General features: G+C 57.5%; 18 protein-coding genes, 1 tRNA gene and 1 riboswitch. Of the genes, 11 read left to right on the top strand and 8 right to left on the bottom strand.

Features of this window, described 5'->3' with window-relative positions:
* Positions 1-15: 15 nt before the first annotated feature.
* The 4 genes from purD (at position 16) to ACOYW1_RS03180 (ending at position 2663) form a co-directional block, all read left to right on the top strand.
* The gene (gene purD / locus ACOYW1_RS03195; RefSeq protein WP_482421631.1) at positions 16-1797 is read left to right on the top strand and encodes a phosphoribosylamine--glycine ligase; all 1782 of its coding nucleotides are present in this window, start codon (positions 16-18) and stop codon (positions 1795-1797) included.
* Between the two features lie 90 nt (positions 1798-1887).
* Positions 1888-2025 carry a hypothetical protein gene (locus ACOYW1_RS03190; RefSeq protein WP_482421630.1) on the top strand — a complete coding sequence of 46 codons (138 nt, stop codon included), beginning with the start codon at positions 1888-1890 and terminating at the stop codon, positions 2023-2025.
* Positions 1991-2536, top strand: a complete 546-nt coding sequence (locus tag ACOYW1_RS03185; protein ID WP_482423647.1) for an L-threonylcarbamoyladenylate synthase — start codon at positions 1991-1993, stop codon at positions 2534-2536. Before ACOYW1_RS03190 ends, ACOYW1_RS03185 begins: the two co-directional genes overlap by 35 nt.
* Before the next feature lie 40 nt (positions 2537-2576).
* Positions 2577-2663 (top strand) — tRNA-Leu (locus ACOYW1_RS03180).
* A gap of 1116 nt (positions 2664-3779) precedes the next feature.
* Here ACOYW1_RS03180 and ACOYW1_RS03175 read toward each other — a convergent pair.
* Positions 3780-4166: a LysR family transcriptional regulator substrate-binding protein gene (locus ACOYW1_RS03175; protein WP_482421629.1), complete on the bottom strand. Its 387-nt coding sequence runs from the start codon at positions 4164-4166 to the stop codon at positions 3780-3782.
* Positions 4163-4660: a LysR family transcriptional regulator gene (locus ACOYW1_RS03170; protein WP_482421628.1), complete on the bottom strand. Its 498-nt coding sequence runs from the start codon at positions 4658-4660 to the stop codon at positions 4163-4165. The genes ACOYW1_RS03175 and ACOYW1_RS03170 overlap by 4 nt, the downstream gene beginning before the upstream one ends.
* A gap of 140 nt (positions 4661-4800) precedes the next feature.
* Between ACOYW1_RS03170 and ACOYW1_RS03165 the strand changes: the two genes are divergently transcribed.
* Positions 4801-6084, top strand: a complete 1284-nt coding sequence (locus ACOYW1_RS03165; protein ID WP_482421627.1) for an APC family permease — start codon at positions 4801-4803, stop codon at positions 6082-6084.
* A 39-nt stretch (positions 6085-6123) separates the two neighbouring features.
* Here the strand turns inward: ACOYW1_RS03165 and ACOYW1_RS03160 are convergent, their stop codons facing one another.
* A complete protein-coding gene (locus tag ACOYW1_RS03160) occupies positions 6124-6774 on the bottom strand; it encodes a LysE family transporter (RefSeq protein WP_482421626.1) in 651 nt (216 codons plus the stop codon).
* A 153-nt stretch (positions 6775-6927) separates the two neighbouring features.
* On the opposite strand from ACOYW1_RS03160, the gene ACOYW1_RS03155 reads away from it, so the two are divergent.
* Positions 6928-7365: an Lrp/AsnC family transcriptional regulator gene (locus ACOYW1_RS03155; RefSeq protein ID WP_482421625.1), complete on the top strand. Its 438-nt coding sequence runs from the start codon at positions 6928-6930 to the stop codon at positions 7363-7365.
* Between the two features lie 326 nt (positions 7366-7691).
* Positions 7692-7768, top strand: a riboswitch (cyclic di-GMP riboswitch).
* A gap of 49 nt (positions 7769-7817) precedes the next feature.
* Positions 7818-8423 (top strand): PEP-CTERM sorting domain-containing protein, encoded by a 606-nt coding sequence (locus ACOYW1_RS03150; RefSeq protein WP_482421624.1) that lies wholly within the window; start codon positions 7818-7820, stop codon positions 8421-8423.
* Positions 8424-8507: 84 nt separating this feature from the next.
* Here ACOYW1_RS03150 and ACOYW1_RS03145 read toward each other — a convergent pair whose 3' ends face one another.
* A complete protein-coding gene (locus ACOYW1_RS03145; protein WP_482421623.1) occupies positions 8508-9545 on the bottom strand; it encodes a glycosyltransferase family 9 protein in 1038 nt (345 codons plus the stop codon).
* A gap of 451 nt (positions 9546-9996) precedes the next feature.
* Here ACOYW1_RS03145 and ACOYW1_RS03140 point away from each other — a divergent pair, with 451 nt between their 5' ends.
* From ACOYW1_RS03140 to ACOYW1_RS03130, 3 genes are all read left to right on the top strand, one after another.
* Entirely contained in the window at positions 9997-10245 is a 249-nt protein-coding gene (locus ACOYW1_RS03140; RefSeq protein ID WP_482415136.1) for a hypothetical protein, read from the top strand.
* 12 nt (positions 10246-10257) lie between these two features.
* A complete protein-coding gene (locus tag ACOYW1_RS03135) occupies positions 10258-10644 on the top strand; it encodes a peroxiredoxin-like family protein (protein WP_482418843.1) in 387 nt (128 codons plus the stop codon).
* A 73-nt stretch (positions 10645-10717) separates the two neighbouring features.
* On the top strand, positions 10718-11557 hold the full coding sequence (locus ACOYW1_RS03130; RefSeq protein ID WP_482421622.1) for a pirin family protein: 840 nt from the start codon (positions 10718-10720) through the stop codon (positions 11555-11557).
* Here ACOYW1_RS03130 and ACOYW1_RS03125 read toward each other — a convergent pair.
* The 4 genes from ACOYW1_RS03125 to ACOYW1_RS03110 all read right to left on the bottom strand — a co-directional run bounded on the left by ACOYW1_RS03125 (position 11547) and on the right by ACOYW1_RS03110 (position 16437).
* Positions 11547-12890 (bottom strand): ATP-binding protein, encoded by a 1344-nt coding sequence (locus ACOYW1_RS03125; RefSeq protein ID WP_482421621.1) that lies wholly within the window; start codon positions 12888-12890, stop codon positions 11547-11549. The genes ACOYW1_RS03130 and ACOYW1_RS03125 overlap by 11 nt on opposite strands.
* Positions 12891-12923: 33 nt before the next feature.
* Positions 12924-13652 carry a response regulator gene (locus tag ACOYW1_RS03120; RefSeq protein ID WP_482423646.1) on the bottom strand — a complete coding sequence of 243 codons (729 nt, stop codon included), beginning with the start codon at positions 13650-13652 and terminating at the stop codon, positions 12924-12926.
* Positions 13653-13810: 158 nt separating this feature from the next.
* Positions 13811-14515: a phosphatase PAP2 family protein gene (locus ACOYW1_RS03115; RefSeq protein ID WP_482421620.1), complete on the bottom strand. Its 705-nt coding sequence runs from the start codon at positions 14513-14515 to the stop codon at positions 13811-13813.
* Positions 14503-16437: an LTA synthase family protein gene (locus ACOYW1_RS03110; protein WP_482421619.1), complete on the bottom strand. Its 1935-nt coding sequence runs from the start codon at positions 16435-16437 to the stop codon at positions 14503-14505. The genes ACOYW1_RS03115 and ACOYW1_RS03110 overlap by 13 nt, the downstream gene beginning before the upstream one ends.
* A 522-nt stretch (positions 16438-16959) precedes the next feature.
* Here ACOYW1_RS03110 and ACOYW1_RS03105 point away from each other — a divergent pair.
* Positions 16960-17694 carry an alpha/beta hydrolase gene (locus ACOYW1_RS03105; RefSeq protein WP_482421618.1) on the top strand — a complete coding sequence of 245 codons (735 nt, stop codon included), beginning with the start codon at positions 16960-16962 and terminating at the stop codon, positions 17692-17694.
* Positions 17695-17706: the final 12 nt, after the last annotated feature.

Genomic DNA, 17706 nt, shown 5'->3' with positions numbered 1-17706 from the left:
TGAGAGGATATGGACATGAAGGTACTGGTTGTAGGCAGTGGAGGCCGAGAGCACTCCCTGGTCTGGAAGATCACCCAGAGCGCAAAGGTGGACGAGGTGTTCTGTGCACCGGGCAATGCGGGCATCGCCGACCTGGCGACCTGCGTCGACATCGCAGCGGACGATATCTCCGGGCTCCTGTCCTTTGCCCAGGATAACGAAATCGACTTCACCGTTGTGGGTCCTGAAGCCCCCCTTGCCGAGGGCATCGTGGACATCTTTGAGAAAAAAGGCCTGAAGGTATTCGGCGCCTCCAAAAAAGCCGCTCAGCTTGAAGCGAGCAAGGCCTTCTCCAAGAAAATCATGAACCGCTACGGCGTGCCCACAGCCACCGGTCGCAGCTTCACCTCTTATGAGCCCGCCGCCAAGTACATGGCCGAGTTCAACGGCAACGTTGTGGTTAAGGCCGACGGCCTGGCCGCAGGCAAGGGCGTCATCGTCTGCTCCACCCCCAAGGAGGCCGAGGCCGCCCTTAAAGAGATCATGCAGGACAAGGCCTTTGGCGAGGCAGGTGCCCGCGTGGTCATCGAAGAGCGCCTGGAGGGCGAAGAGGTCTCCTTCCTCGCCTTCACCGACGGCAAGACCGTCCTGCCCCTGCCCACCTCCCAGGACCACAAGCGCGCCTTTGACGGCGACAAGGGCCTCAACACCGGCGGCATGGGCGCTTACTCTCCGGCCCCCATCATCGACAAATTCATGCACGACAAGATCATGAAAGAGGTGATGATCCCCACCGTGGAAGGCATGGCCAAGGAGGGCATCCCTTTTAAAGGCGTGCTCTACGCAGGCCTCATGATCGACCGCGACCGAATCAAGGTGCTGGAGTTCAACGCCCGGTTCGGCGACCCCGAGTGCCAGCCCCTGATGATGCGCGTGCAAAACGACATCATCGACCTCATGATGGCCACCACCGACGGTACCCTGGACCAGCACACCATCGACATCGATGAACGCGCCGCGGTCTGCGTGGTCATGGCCTCCGGCGGTTACCCCGGTGCCTACCGCAAGGGCAATGTCATCAAGGGCCTGGAAGAGGCCTCCTCCGCCAGGGACCTGGAAGTGTTCCACGCAGGCACCACCCTGCGCGGCAACAAGGTGGTCACCTCCGGCGGCAGGGTCCTGGGCGTCACCGCCCTGGGCAGCGACGTCAAGCGAGCCATCAACAAAGCTTACAAGGCCGTGGACAAGATCTCCTGGACCAAGGCCTTCCACCGCACGGACATCGGCGGCCGCGCCATCGGCCACCTGGCCACCAAGCCCCGTGTGGGAATCATCATGGGCAGCGACTCCGACTACGAGACCATGAAGGGCGCCACCGAAATCCTCCGGAAATTCGGCGTGCCCTACGAGTTCATGGTGGCCTCGGCCCATCGCACCCCCTTTGTGGCCGCAGAATTCGCCATCAAGGCCCGTGAAAACGGCCTGGAGGTGATCATCGCCGCCGCCGGTCACGCCGCCCACTTGGCAGGCGTCATGGCCGCCCACACCACCCTGCCCGTCATCGGGGTGCCCGTGGACTCCTCGGCCCTCAACGGCATGGACGCCCTGCTCTCAACCGTGCAGATGCCTCCCGGCGTTCCCGTGGCCACCGTAGCCATCGGCAAGCCCGGCGCCAAAAACGCAGGCATCCTCGCCGTCCAGATCCTCTCCATCGGCGATCCGGTCATGGCCGACCTCATGGCCGAATACAAAAAAGACCTGGCCGCCGAAGTGGAAGCCAAGTCCGAAAGACTCAAGCAGAAGCTCAAGTTCGGATAAGTCGATCAAAAAGGCCTCCGGCACCTGCCGGAGGCCTTTTCGCCAACCGTCCGCCCCACAGCATCACCTAATTCGTTGGAAAACCTTCCCATGGGACCCCAGATTTCTATCCAGACAGACCGCCCCGACCCAAATATCCTGGCCAGGGCCGCCGACATCCTCACCGCAGGCGGCTGCGTGGTGATCCCCACCTCTGCCTCTCCGGCATGGCGGCCAAGAATGCCTTGACGAAGATGCCATACGAAACGTCTTCGCCATCAAAGAGCGCCCCCTGACCAACCCCATCCTCCTGCTCATCAAAGACAGACAGGCCGTGGACGAACTGGTCGCCGAGGTCCCCCCGGCCGCCGAAGCCCTCATGAAACACCTCTGGCCCGGCAAACTCACCCTGGTCTTCAAAGCCGCCCCCGCCATCCCCGGACTTATCACAGCAGGAACCGGCAAGGTGGGCCTAAGGGTCCCCTCTCACCCCGTGGCCCGCGCCGTGGCCCAGGCCGTCCACTTCCCCGTCACCGGCACCAGCGCCAATATCTCCAAACAGGGAGGCATCGCCGATGTCCGAGACCTGGACCCGCGCATCGCCACCGGCGCCGATCTCGTCCTGGATGCAGGCCCCTTAAAGGGCGGCTCCGGCTCCACCGTGGTGGACGTCACCTGCACGCCCCCGAAAATCCTGCGACAGGGTTCGACCCCGGCCGCCGCCATCCACGCTATTCTTGAAAAACTGCCCTCATTTTGATTGACAATCGAATCAAATTTACATAAAAAGCATTTCGTGTGCCGGAGTGGTGAAACTGGTAAACGCAGCGGACTCAAAATCCGCCGGGGGCGACCCCTTGTCGGTTCGATTCCGACCTCCGGTACCATAAGAATGCCAATACGATCCGCAACATCTAAAGGATGCTGCGATTGTGTTTTAGGGCTTGGGATAACATTAGTGCCTTTCAAATAAATCCACACATTGGGCAACTCACTCAGGGTACCTTCGACCCTGCTTTTTGGCCATGGTGACATTCTCCTTCCAGGAGGTTAATACCACAGCCAGGTCCACAAGATAAATTTACACTCTCACGTCTTAATATTCTCATCATTGATAATTCAGCATTTGATATATATAGTTATCCGAAAAATGCTTGTCTACGGCAAAAAGCTGAGATTATTCCTCCACATTTAGTATTACAAACAGATTGAAAATCAGGAGAAAGAAGACATGACAGGTTTCGGACTTAAGGTCCTTGAATGTGACAAGACATCACACGCCGCCGCAATGGGAATCAACAAGGATGATTACATTATTTCTTTTAACGGTGAAATCATAAGCAATATTGAGTCAAAGAAAAAATATCTACCAACGCAGATACAGACATCGTATATGAAATAATTAGAGACAACGAAAAACTTCAGATTAACGGAAAATCCAAACCACTTGGTGTAATACTTCAAAAACAACCCTTAAACCCCATTAAAACAGATCAAGCCACAGAAAAATTTGCACCAGAATATAAAACGGCACAAAACGTTTCAGAATTCATGTCAGGCATAGGCTGGATTGTTGCAGCGCTTGGCGGGATAGGGGCTTTTGTCTCTTTTTTTGGGGTAATGCTTAGCATAATACCATGCCTTGGCCTATCTGTTTCCGAGTTTTCTTGTTGCAGCTGGACAAATTATACGGGCAACCGTTGACAATGCCAATAGCACACGAGAGATTCTTAGCATTCTGAAAGAAAAAGCATAATCCCAACGTCAAGATATGTACCAAGCATAACCACAATGTATGAGGCCCCAAAAATCCTGAGACCGCTATTTTTATAGGGCATGGCGGTTAGTTAAAAACACAATCGGTTCAATTCCGGCCCCCGGCACCACTAAATAAAAAATACTTCAAAAGCCTTATGCGAAAGCGTAAGGCTTTTTTTGTTTGATCTCACCTTATGCCCGGCAGGGCCGCCGGAGGCATTATTCTGCACTGAGCAATCACGATCTCACGCGGCTTGCCACTGGACGGCCTCGTCCGAGACAAAGCGGATGAACGCCTTCATGGCAGGCGTCAGCCATTTGTCTTTGTGATACGCGATTTTCAACTCAACGGGGTCGTGGGATTCCCAGGGCACATGCTTGAGCTCTCCGCGTGCCAGTTCGTCCCTGATCACAATGGTGGGCAAAAACGAGACGCCGATGCCGCAGAGCACGTATTTTTTGATCACCTCCACGCTGGCGGTTTCGATGACGTTGTCGGTTTGTATCCCCTTCTCTTCCAATAACCGCTGAAACACCTTCCGGTAGTTGCAACCCTTTTCCGTGTAGAGAATGACGTGTACTTCTGCGACGAGGTGGTCTGCCGGATACTGCCTGGGAAGAACGATGCTCATCGGTTCTCCTTGAGCAGCAGCTTTTTTGCAAGGTCGGGTTCCGGCACGTCTTGTTCCAGGAGCAGCCCCAGGTCCAGGTCGCCCTCTTTGAGGGCGCGGCGCATCACCGGGCACAAAGTGTTCTGCATGATGATCTCCACCTTGGGGTATTGCGCTTTGTAGCGCTGCAAAACGGGCGAAAGCCGATAGAGCATGGTGGATTCGGGAACGCCGATGCGAATGGAGCCCGAGGGCTCGTCTGTGTCATTTTTCAAGTTGCAGATGTCCTCGTAGCCGGCCAGCAGCACCAGGGAGTGGCGGTATACCTCGGCCCCAAAGGCGTTGAGCACCACCCGTTTGCCGATTCGATCGAAGACGGGTTGATCGTAATAGTCCTCAATGGCTTTCACATGGGAGGTGATGGAAGACTGGGCATAGTTGAGGGCCCGGGCGGCGTTGATAAAACTGCCCTGCTCTACGATGGCCTTCAGGGTCTGGAAATGTCGGATGTCCATAGGTCCCCCCTGTAGAATGTCGGGATAAAAAAGAACCCCTATCCTTATCGGTTTTTCCGAACGTTTCAAGCGAAACATTCGTTTTTGAAGATACAGTGCCCTTTGGTAAGGTGGCGTCACTTTTTTGCGAAAGGAGGCACATGCCAAAGGAAAAAATGGGACCGCTGCAGTTGAGCGGGCTGATCACCGGAGCGGTGCTGGGATCGGGGGTCGTTGTACTTGTACCCATGGCCCAGGCAAGCCTGGGAAGCTGGTCGGTCACGGCCTGGCTCATCATGATGGCTCTGGGGGCTGTGTTTGCCGGGCTTTTTGCCAAGATGGCCTTGCACTATCCCGGCTCGGAGGGCGTGCCCATCGCCGTGCGAAAGGCCTTTGGGCAGCGGGCCGGACACCTGACCTCCGTCTATATGATGTGCGCGGTCTGTGTGGGGCCCGTTGCGGTGCTCATGACCGCAGCCGATGCCATGGCGCGCACCTTTGGGCTATCCCCCGATTCCCTGCCCGGCCTTTCCGCAGGGATGCTCCTTCTTTGTATGGCCCTGTTGATGAGACGGGTCTCGGTTCTGGGGGGCGTGGCCCTTTCAGCCAGCCTGTGCATCGGCGTGATCCTCACAGCGGGAAGCCTTGCCACCATTGCCAAAACCCCGATGGCACCATGGCCGGATACTCCGTGCGATCTCTCCGCCATGGGGCGTACGCTGCTGGTTCTTTTCTGGGCCGTCGTCGGATGGGAGGTGGTCGGCAACTACACCATGGACGTGAAAAACCCCAAACGAACGATTCCTCAAGCGACAATGATGGGAGTGGCGGGAATAAGCGGCATCTATCTTTTGGTGGCGTGGGCCGTGTTCACGTCATCAGCGAATCACCCTGTGGGAGAGAACGGCACCATGGTATCGGTGGCCCAGGTGATACGGCCTCTTTTCGGGGTATCTGCCGAGGCCGTGGTCATGGTCGTGACATCCCTCCTCTGCATCTGCACGGTGCTTCTCATCGTTGGCGGCGTATCAAGGCTTGTGGCCACCCTGGCCCGGGAGGGGCACATACCGGGGTGGCTTTCCCGATGCAATAAAAACGGGGTACCGGTGGCCGCTTTGGCCACCCTTTCCTGTTTTCATGGGGCGGATCTCCTTTTGCTCCATTTTAAATGGGTCTCTCTGGAACAACTCGTGGCGGTGGCAAACGTCTTTTTCCTGGCCAATTCCCTCATGGCCGTCGCAGCGGCCATTCGCCTTTTTCCCTCCATGGCCCTGCGCGTTCCCTGCCTCTTCCTTTTCACAGGGTTCATCGCCTTGCTCTGCTTCTCAGCGATATTGCCCCTCATGGGACTGGCAGCCATCACGGTCTGTGTCGTATGCAACCATCCAAGCCCAAGGGTGAAAAACGATGCCTCCGGGGGCGAGGTGAGCCAACTCGAAAGCTGATTGCCTTTGATTTTAATGGACCTGAATCGTAACACCCCATCAACCATGGCTTGCTGCAGCAACCTTGCAGCCAAACCCAATCAAGACACTGCCAACCACTTTTTCGATCACACTCTTTGAATGTTGGAACCGTTGCAACAAGATGGGATGGCTTAAAAAAACCGCCACGCCGGTGAACCACGCAACATGGGACAATGAGATGATCAGCCCGTAAACAAGTTGCATCCATATTGGTGTTTCAGGATTGACGACCTGTGTAAAAATACTCAGGAAAAAAATAGTGGTCTTGGGGTTCAGGGCATTTGTAACAAAACCGATTTTAAAGGCGGCCCCGTTAGACAATGCATTTCCAGCGGAAGGCTCATCCATGTCTATCAGGTCTTTTGATGTAAGCGTCTTCCAACCCATGTAGATTAAATAGGCTGCGCCAACGTACTTGAGAACAGAAAACAGCACAATGGACCGTGAAATGATGAGGGCCAACCCGGCAATGGAATACGCCACATGAATCCAGATGGCACAGCCGACCCCAAGGGCCGATAAAATACCTGCAGAGCGGCTGTGAAAGATACTGTTTCTTGTCACCATGACGAAGTCTGCGCCCGGGCTTATGGCCATGAACATGGCAATAACGCTCACCGAAATAAGTTCCGACAAATATGGCAGGGTTTCAATGCATGCTATGTTCATAGTGCCTCCTGTTGATACAATCGTACCTGAAGAGATAAAGAGGGCGCATGGGCCCCCTTTGGGTGATTTGGATTGGTATTGTAACCCAACTATCGTGGATATAATCACCAATTATTATGTCTTTATCGGGGTAATTCAGGTATTATTACCGCCATGGATACCATTGACAGGAAAATTTTGCATGAACTCAGACTCAATGCAAAAGTCACACATGCAGAGCTGGCAGATCGTGTGGGGCTCTCTGTTTCAAGTTGCCAGAGGCGCGTCAAGGCATTGGAAGAAAGGGGGGTTATCACCGGTTACCAGGCCGTGATAAACCCGGAGGCCCTTTCCGAAGGGCTGATGATCATCGTTGGGTTGACGTTGGAGAGCCATACCCGGGAGGCACTCCATGACTTCCAGAAAGCCTTGGCCAAGGCCCCCGAAGTCAAGGAGATCTACCACCTCGCCGGCCAGTTCGATTTCTTCGCAAAGGTGGCGGTGAAAGATATCAACGCCTATGAAGACTTCCACCTCGATACCCTGGCCACCATTCCGGGCCTGGAACGAATCCATTCGTTCATGGTCATGTCCACGTTAAAAGGGTCTTAGTAAAGTTCCCTCCCTCCTGTATTCAAAAATCGCCTCCCCTCGTCCCCCCACAACGCCTGCAGCAAGTAAAAAAACGTCGCGGCGATATTTCGGTACGCAATCTTGCTCCGGAGCACTTCCATGATGCCCACACAGCCTGACTGCGCCCGTCCAGACGACCCGGAACACGGCAGGAGTCCGGCGATGAATACGAGGCAAAAAAGTGATAACGCCCCATAATTCTATACTCATTCGCAATTGACATTTTTCATTTTTCTTACTAAACAAGTACTACCAAACAGTCTCACCGTAGCACACCTAGCAAGAAGTCATTTTGGAATCACACATCAAGTCAAAGCCGACCCTGTAGCGATACAGGTACGGAAAGCCACGGGTCTCGTGGGGAGACAGCCGGGTTGCCTTGAACCAACCAAGGAGCAACAACGATGAGAAAATTGTTGAAGGTGTTGTGCATGGCAGGTCTTATGGTTTTTATAGGAACAAGCGGGGCATGGGCCTTTTCCATCGACTTTGAAAACGGAGTTGACGGCGCCAGGGTCGAAGGAATCGAAGGGATCGAGTTTTTAGATTTTTCGGGCAATGCGCCGATGTATGGCGACAGTCGCAAGGGGTATAACACCACCTCGGACGATCTCGGGTATGGGCATGGTTCCTTTCACCATAACGGCAATATGTGGTTGTGGGCCGGCACGAGCGCGGATGCCCGTGGCGTCAAGGTCGATTTTGCCAACGACAACGGCACCTGGTTCCAAACCGGCTACAGCTCAGCATCCAGTTTTTACATTGATGCCTACCTGACGGACGGGACCATGGTCACCGCCAAGGGCAACTCAAACACCGGCGGCTCCATGGATTTCTTGCGAATCGACGCAACAGACGGTACCTTCATCGATTATGTCGTGCTGCATGACAGCGGGAACATGTGGCTGGTGGACGACATGAGCGGCGATACCTCACTGGTGGCAAGCCCTGTGCCTGAGCCTTCCACAATGCTCCTCCTGGGCTTCGGCCTTTGCGGCATCGCCGGGTTTCGCAGAAAAAAAAGCCATAAGCACTAAGCCATAAGGCCGGACCATCGATGGGTTGGCAATTCAACACCGATGCTCCGCATATCAGGCATTGGCAACACGCTCCGCAGCATCTCAGGATGCTGCGGATTTTTTGTCCTGAAGCCCTTCCCCCCCAAGACAGGATGCGGCCACCAGATCGTAAACGTCAGACACGGAAATGTCTTTCATGCAGCGGTTGTCGCGGCAGGCTTTCATGGCCTCGGTTTTGTAGCAGGGACTGCAGGGCAGGTTGGCCGAAATGATGTGCACGGTGTTGAACGGTCCCTGGTAGGGAGCGGTTTCACAAGCGGGCGTGGGACCGATAAGGGTAAACACCTCGGTGCCCGTGGCGGAGGCCACGTGGGCCGTTCCCGTGTCCGTGGCAACGAGCCCCACGGCCCCGTCGATCAGCCCCACCAGGTCCACCACGGGTGTTTTGCCCACCAGGTCCGCAACGCCTGCGGGAAAGGGCCTCAGTCGGTTAAAAAAATCGTCCTCACCGCGACTTCCCACAACCACCACCTGAATGTCCCGACTCAGGGCATCAATCAGTTCCGCCCATGAGTCCTGCTCCCAGGCACGATGATTGACGTTTTTTTTGTGGTGGTGGGAGTTGCTGGGGCTGACCACGAGATACCGATGGTCCAGTCCGTAAGTTGCTTTCACCTCCTCAACCGGGGTACCCACCAGAGAGGGCAAAGCGCGCCAGAGGTGCTCGTCGTCGATGACATCACTGAAGATGCGTTTCAAGGCGTCCACCATGTGGATTCCCTTTGGGAAATGGGACTCCGTGCTGTGGAACCCCACCTTTTTCCCGGCACGAATCTTCTGCACCAACCCTTTGAACTGCTTTCCGCTGCCGAAATTTATGAGGAGATCGTAAGGGACCTCCCGGGAGGAGTTGACGACGTCGCGCTTTGCCGGATGGAGCCACACCGGCCATTTACAATGGTTCACCTCAAAAACCTTGTTCACCCGTTTATCCAAAAAAAACAGGGCCCCGGGCCCGGACTTGCACACATAATCAATGCAGGTCCCCGGGCCGAACTGACGGGCCACCGCATCAATGACGCTGGTGGAACAGATCAAATCCCCAAGAGCACCGCATTGGATTACAAGAACGGTCTTCACACGCATTCGCCCTCCTCAAACTGGTCGTGGTGGCATTTTCTCAAAAGACAAAATCAATTCCTGAAAAGATAACCGCTACGTACGACAGGCAACAAAAAGAGCTATTTCAGTTCGTAACACTACACACCCGCCGCACAGGCGGCAAGCCCCAAGTGAACCAGCACAAAAAAACGGCACCTGATTCCGTTGTGCTTCCGGCAGGTGTTTTTTTGAACGCCGCAGCACCATTCCGGTTACACGGCCTGCCCGTCCTCTTCTTTGCTCTGATGAGGGGGTATGATATCATTGAGCATCCAAGACACCGACAAATCATTTTTTCAGGAACCATCCGGCGTACCGCCCTTGGATATCCGTGCCATGCATCTGAAGCCACTGCCGACCGTTATCCCCCCTCCGCATTCGTCCTCACGGCTCAAGTGGGCACACCATCCCCATCAAAAGCGAGGTTGCCATGAAACTGCAGGACAAACTGCACGCGTTAAAACAAGAGTTTGAGGCAAGCGCCCCCAAAGAGGCGTTGGAGATCATGCACCAGGCCACCCGGGACCTGGCGGCCTCCGATCTGTTGGACCGCATCCCCAAGGCGGGTATGCAGGCCCCTGCCTTTACCCTGTCCGATACCGCGGGACAGCCCGTGGACAGTCGAGACCTCCTGGCCCGGGGGCCCCTTGTGGTCACCTTTTACCGTGGAGCCTGGTGACCGTACTGCAATCTGGAGCTGGAAGCTCTGCAGGAAATCGTCCCGGCCCTGACCTCCCTGGGAGCCTCCCTGGTGGCTGTCTCCCCCCAGCAGGCAAAATTTTCCAAACCCCTGGCCAAGAAACTCGGGCTTACCTTCCCCATCCTGGCCGATCCCCAAAACACGGTGGCTTCGGCCTTTGGGCTGGTGCACAGGCTGCCCCTTCCGCTCAGAGACATTTACCTGGGGTTCGGCATCGACGTGCCGCGGTTCAACGGCGATGACTCCTGGGAACTGCCCATTCCGGCCCGGTTCATCCTGGACCCCAGCGGAAAGATCCTCAGCGCAGAAGCCCACCCGGACTACACCAGGCGTCCCGATCCCAGGGAGGTGATTTCCATCGTCTCCCCTGACGACTAACCCGGATAGTTCACGAGATTACGTTGGGACAAAACGCGGGGGCACAGGCTTCAGCACCCCCGGGAGGAACACCATGAAACGACATGTAGAGACCCTTCTCTGGGGCCAGCCCATCACCGAGGGCGCGGGAGTCCGCCTTCACAGGGCCTTCGGATTCCTTGAAGCCCCCATGTTCGATCCGTTCCTGCTCCTGGACGACTTCCGGTCGGACAACCCTGATGATTACACAAAGGGATTTCCCTGGCACCCCCACCGAGGTATCGAGACCATCACCTATGTGCTCAAAGGGGACGTGGAACACGGGGACAGCCTTGGAAACAGCGGCGTCATTTCAGATGGCGACGTGCAGTGGATGACCGCCGGGTCCGGCATCATCCATCAGGAGATGCCCCAGGGAGACGCCAGCGGTGCCATGCACGGATTCCAGCTCTGGACCAACCTGCCCGCCTCCTACAAGATGATGCCACCCAGGTACCGTGAGTTCACGGCCGCCCGGATCCCCGAGACCCGGACCTCCGAAGGGTGCCGCGTCAAGGTCATCGCCGGGACCGCCGCAGGCATCTCAGGGCCGGTGACCGATGTGGTGACGGCACCGCTTTACATTGACTGCACCGTCCCCCGGGGCGCCTCATTCCGGCATCAGTCTCCCCAGGGCCACACAGCGCTGGTCTACGGCATTGAAGGAGCGGGGCGCATCGCAGGTACCGAGGTCCCGAGCCGACACCTGGCCCACCTCTCCCCCGGCACGGACATTGAGGTGGAGGCACCGGACGAACCGTTCCGGTTCCTTCTCTTCACGGGCTGCCCTATCGGAGAGCCCGTGGCCTGGAAAGGCCCCATCGTCATGAACACACAGGAAGAGCTGGACCTGGCCTTTCTCGAGTACCGAAGCGGAACCTTCGTCAAGTTATAAGCCAGGATGGCATGGGGTTGCTGGGTGCGCTCACCGAGCTGTTTGCCTCCGGCGGGGTCCCCGGCCAGGAGAGGGTAAACCGGGCCCCGCCCAGGGGAGAGTCGTCCACCGTCACCGTGCCCTTATGGGCCACGGCAATACGCTTGACGATGGAGAGCCCCAGGCCATAGCCCCCGGATTTCCTGTTGCGGCTGGTGTCCAGGCGGGCAAAGGGCTCGAAGATACGGACACGGTGGACTTCCGCAATGCCGGGGCCATCGTCGTCCACCAGAATGCGCACCATGCGATCCGTATTCACCACGGTGACACTCACCCGCGACGCGGCATGGCCCATGGCGTTTCGAATAAGGTTTCGCACGGCCCAGGCCATGTACTGGGGGTCGAACCACGACTCCAGGGAAACCTCCGGTGCCGCCAGCTCAAGCCGTACCCCGTCGTTGGACTCCTCACAGGCAACGAGATAACGCAGCCAGGCGACCATCTCATGGGCCTCCGGCTCCACCCGACCGGTTTCCCGGTCGAACCGGGCGTAGGTCAGCATCTCCTCCACCAGGGTCTCGATCTCCCCCACATCCCGTTCGATGCCGGAAAAGTAACGGTTCTGCTCCTCCTGCGTCTTGCCGGTCTTCACCATCTCCATGCCGAAGCGGATCCGGGACAACGGGGTCCGCAGCTCATGGGAGACGGCATTTGTCAGCTCTTTGTGGGAGGCGATGAGGTTTTCGATGCGGTCGGCCATGGCGTTGAAGGTGAGCTTCAGGTGGGCCAGGCTTGAAAAACGGGAGGCCCTGGCACGTGACGAAAAATCCCCCCGTCCGAAGGTCCGGGCCGCCTCTTCCAGCCTGGACAGATCCCGCCAGAGAAACAGCGACCAGACAAAAACAGGGATGGCAAGAATCACAAAAGCCACCACCACCATAAGAGACTCGATGAGCCTGATATTCTCGGGCTCAGGCAACGGCCCCATACACAGGCTGTACTGGCTGCCAGGAATCTTCTGCACCAGAATCTCCACATCTTCGTTACCCGGAACGATCTGCCCCTCGTCGTATGCCCCTCGATAGGCTTCGGGCAGGCGAACGGTTTTGTTTCGTTCCAGGGTGATGGGGTAATCAAAGGATTGGTTCAGCTCGTTAAGGAAACCCTGCCAGGAACTCTCGGGCATGGAGATAAGGTCTGCGACGATCAGGGAAAAAATCCCCCTGAACTCGGAGCGTTCCTCCTCGACTTCGGCCCCCTTCATCAAGTGGTCGGCAATGGGGGTCAGCCCCAGGGCAATGGCGAGCAGAGAACAGACAATGAGCGCATAGATGGTAAAGAAGATTCGTTTCACGGCAGCGGGCCTCCGTCCCCGCAGGTGGCACCATCAGCTTAGGGATTCTTCCCCCCAGGCGTCCGTCACAAAAAGATACCCGCTGCCCCACACTGTCTTGATGCGCTCCGGCTTTTCCGGGTTTTCTTCCAGTTTCCGTCTCAACCGGGAGATGCAGATGTCGATGGACCGGTCGATGCCGTCATACTCCCGCCCTTTGAGTTCCCGGCTCAGATCATCCCGGCTGAGGGTCTCCCCCCCGTGGGACGCAAGGACCCGGAGGGTGTCAAACTCCGTGGTGGAGAGCTTCACGTCCTGCCCGCAAAAGCTTACCGTCCGTGTACTCAGGTTAATCTCCAGCCCGCCGAAACGAAGATCCTTTGGGGCGCCCTTTGCCTCGGCCGAAGGGGGCGCCCCTTCGTACCTCCGGAACAGGGCGCGGATCCGTGCCAGGAGCACCCGGGGCTCCACCGGCTTCTTCACATAATCGTCGGCCCCCATCTCCAGGCCCGCCACCTGGTCCATGTCGTCTTCCCGTGCCGTGAGCATCAAAATAGGCCCCGGGTAGAGGGGCCTCACCTCGCGGCAGACGGACAGGCCGTCCAGACCGGGAAGCATCAGGTCGAGAATGACCAGGTCCGGCTGCGACGATGCGATGACGGAAACCGCCTCGTCACCGGCATGCACCTGGGTTACCGTGTACCCGTTCTGTCCGAGGTACTCACTGATCAATCCCGCCAGGGGAAGGTCGTCCTCCACCAGCAGCACCTCTTTGGCCCCCATTGCCCTCACATTGTCCTCCTTGACATCATCCAAAAAAACCTTTCGAAACCTAATCTGTTGTGGGTCGAATCCAGCCCGCGCATGCTTACATCATCACTTATAGGGGATCAGGTCAAGGCGCGCCGGGGCTGATGCCTGCCTTGTACCCTCTGAGTCTATCATACGGAGCCGGAGCCGGGTTGCACCTTTCCCGCGATCTCGGCAAGGCAGTCGATGAAAATCCAGGCCATGACCATGGTCACCACGGTGTGGCTCAGGAAATGGGCGCCTTTCATCATCTGGTAGCCCCCCATCACCCAGCCCAGGGCCACCCCCGCCCCCAGCCCGGCCATCTTTCGCCGCCTGTCCCCAAACAGGCGGGCCAGGGCCATGAGGGCAAAGCCCCCGGAGGCGTGGCCCGCCGGAAAACAGCGACCGGAATCACAGCGGGTGCAGGCCTCCGGATAGGGTTCAAAGGGTTTCACGTAGGGCCTGTCCCCTCCGTAACGCTCGATCTGGGACGGGCAATAGATGTTGGTCACATCCTTCATGGTGGCGATGGTCAGGGGGACCACGATAAGCGAGAGTATCACCGTCAACCACCGCTGCCTGACCCCGGGGCGTTCTTTGGCCACTCTGTTTTTCGTTCGAAAGGAGAGGCCGTACCGTGCCAGCAGGATCACCCCGAAGGCGATGATCATCCCCTTGATCCCTGTATAAAAAAGAAGGCGCGGGACAACGGCGTTGCGGTCCACCAGCCATGAGCCGGTCTCGAAATTGAACAGGCTGTCCTGGACCCAAAGGTCCAGGTCGGTCATTTCAAACAGGGCCAGGACCGCCCCGAGCACCGCCGCACCCAGGGCAATTCGTCTTAGGAATCCCATTCCTGCTCCCCTGTGATGCGCCGGGTCAACCCGTGTTTGTATAGCCAGGAGGCGGACTGGTAGAAACTGATGGCGTCGGTGAGATCAGAGTCGCCAATGGCCGCACGCACCTGCTGTTTCGTCACCCGGTCGTACACATAGGCCTCGGTGCCCCCTTTGGGAAGCAGCACCGTAAGGCGATCCCCTTTCAGGTACCCCAGCTTCTGGTAGGTTCCCACAAAGGCACGCTCCTCCTCGGGCTTCATGGCGAGGATGTCCTTGCCCAAAAACTTGCTGTCGTAATCCCAGTTCAACAAGGATAAAAGGGTCGGGGCCACGTCGATCTGGGAGCAGAGCTTGCTGACCCGCGCAGGCTCGATGGTCCTGGGGCTGTAAAGAATGAGGGGGATTTCATACTTGCGAAGGGGCAGGCTGGTCTTCCCGGCGCTGCTGCCGCAATGGTCTGCCACAAAGACAAAGAGGGTGTCGTCGAACCAGGGCCTCTTGCGGGCCGCCTTCATGAACTCGCCCACGGCGTAATCCGTGTACTTTACCCCGCCTGCGCGCCCCGTCTTCACCGGAATGTCAATCTTGCCCTCCGGGTAGGTGTAGGGCCGGTGGTTGGAGGTGGTAAAGACAAAATTCATAAAGGGCTTGCCCGCAACGTAAGAGGCATCGGCCTCCTTTAGGGAGCGGCTGAACAGGTCCCCGTCGCAGACGCCCCAGACATTGGCAAAGGTTTTCTCCTCCTTGGACATATCGGTGCGGTCCACAACCGAAAACCCGTTGTTGGCGTAGTAGTAGTTCATGTTGTCGAAATAGCCGTACCCGCCGTAGATCCACTTGGTGTCGTAGCCCCTTTCTTTAAAGAGGTACCCCAAAGAGAACATGCCCTCGTTGCCGGGGCGCTTCACGATGCTGCGGCCCGCCGTGGGCACCGTGGACAGGGTCAGGGCCTCCAGCCCCCTTACCGACCGGGTGCCCGTGGCGTAGAGGTTGTCGAAGAAAAGCCCCTCCCGCGCCAGCCTGTCCAGGTTCGGGGTCAGCCCCGCCCGGTTACCGAAGATGCCCATGTACTCTGCGCTCATACTCTCGATGGTCACAAGCATGATATTAAGCCGTTTTTCATCCCCGGGGTTGACCACCCTGCGGGTGATATCCTCGAGCGATTCGCTCAGATACTCCGCATTGTCGGTGGCCACCAGCTTCCGCAGGCGGGCGAGCATATCGGTGGTATCCCGCTGCTCGTAAAAACTGGCGTAATCCAGGTCATTGTTTCGAAAGGCCGCAAAGAGCTCGTACACCCCGTTTTTTGCCAGCTCGTTGTTAAACGTGTTCTCCGAAACACGGACCCTGGAGCTGTCCACCCCCAGAAAGCAGACCACCGGCACCATAAGACACATGAACCCTGTTGCCGCACGCTGACGGAACGGGCACGGTGCCGCAAGGGCCCCCTTGAAAGCCCGGCTGCGGGCACAGACAAAATAGATGAGCCCCGAGGGCACCAACAGACCTGCCAGCATGGGATATACCGGGTAGGACTCCATGATGTTGCCGATGACCTCGGTGGTGTACACCAGATAATCCACGGCAATAAAGTTAAAACGCTTGCCGAACTCATCCCAGAAGAGCCATTCCGCCACCACCCCGTAGCAAAGGATATAAACACCCACAAAGAAAAAGAGGTGGACCACGGGCCGGTGAAACCGGTGCCGAAACACCCGGTCCGGGACGACCACGAAGTAGAGGACAACGGGAATGATAAAATAAAAGGCGGTGATGCCGTCAAAAACCAGGCCCACCCCGTAGATGGCAACCAGCTGGCGAAACCCGAAGTCCACCTGGGAGGCGGAAAGGGTCATGAGAATCGTCCGGGTCACGGCGTTGACACCCAGAAAAACTCCGATGAAGAGGCCGAGCAGAGAAAAACGGTCGATGAACAAAGAGCGAACCCCTTGCCTCATCCGCTGAAACAACCCGGAACCATGGGATGGCGTCTGATTTGGTACAGAAGGATAATCGTTCATTTTTTGTGGCCTATGCGTCGTATGGAAGGTGTTTGGGAACACAAGCGATGCACGACTGTTTCCAAGGAGCCCCCTGCCGCCTTCAGCAGGTCGGTCATGCTGACGCATGACCACCCGGGCAGGGGCACGCTCCTTTGAAACGGTCATTCAACCCGATTTCTTCGGGTGTGTTCGCTGCAGGGACACCATGACGGATCAGGCCCTTTATGTCTGTTGGGGAAGTGTAACGGTCTGTTGCAAGCTGTGTGGCGAAACCGGTGGCAAGGGAATCCCCACAGGCAAAGGGTCCCTTTTCACCGGCGGTTCGGCGTTTGTAGCAAAATGTACAGCTGGATCCCTCGCCCTTGAAATCAGCCCGGCCCCGGGCTACAGTCACCACACGATTCCGTGTTTCCCGACCCGAACCACCCACGAAAGGACCTTTGAAAGGCAAGCGCCATGACAGAAACAACACTCACCATCCCCGTCTCCGGCATTCACCTCAAAGCCGTGCTCCACATGCCAGACGCCGAGAACCCTCCGGTTGTCATCGGTTCCCACGGCCTCCTCTCCACCAAGGAGTCGGGGAAACAGCTTATCCTGGCCCGCTGCTGCAACGACTTTGGCGCCGCCTACCTGAGGCTGGACCACCGGGGGTGCGGTGAAAGCGAGGGTCGATTCCTCGACACCACCCTGGCCACCCGGGTGGAAGACCTCCTGGCCGCGGCCGAGGTCCTCCGGCACATGGGGCTTACCGACAACGGCCTGGCCCTTTTCGGCAGCAGCATGGGCGGGGCCACCTGCCTGGCCGCCTGGAAGCCCCTCGCTGACAGCGGCTTTCCCCTGAAGGCCATGGTGAGCCTGGCCGCACCGGTCAACGGCATGGGAATCACCGAGGCGGCCATCTCCGCCCAGCAGGAGCTCCACGATGTGCCCCTCTCCTACTACAAGGAGAACATGGGCTTTGACATCACCGACGGCCTTTCCGGCATCCACCACATTCTCGTGGTTCACGGGGACTGCGACGAAATCGTTCCCGTGGACAACGCCCACAAAATCATGGCCGAAGCCGGAAGCCCCAAGGAGCTCATCATCAACCCCGGCGGCGACCACCGCATGAGCGACGCCGACCACCAGGCCCGCTTCTTTCCCCGTGCCACGGCCTGGCTGAAAGCAGCGCTCCTGGAAACCTGAAACAAAAGGCTT

Source organism: Desulfoluna sp. CYM3A, from assembly GCF_056829965.1.
Note: the sequence above shows the minus strand (reverse complement) of the source record. Positions and strands in the feature narration are given on the sequence as shown.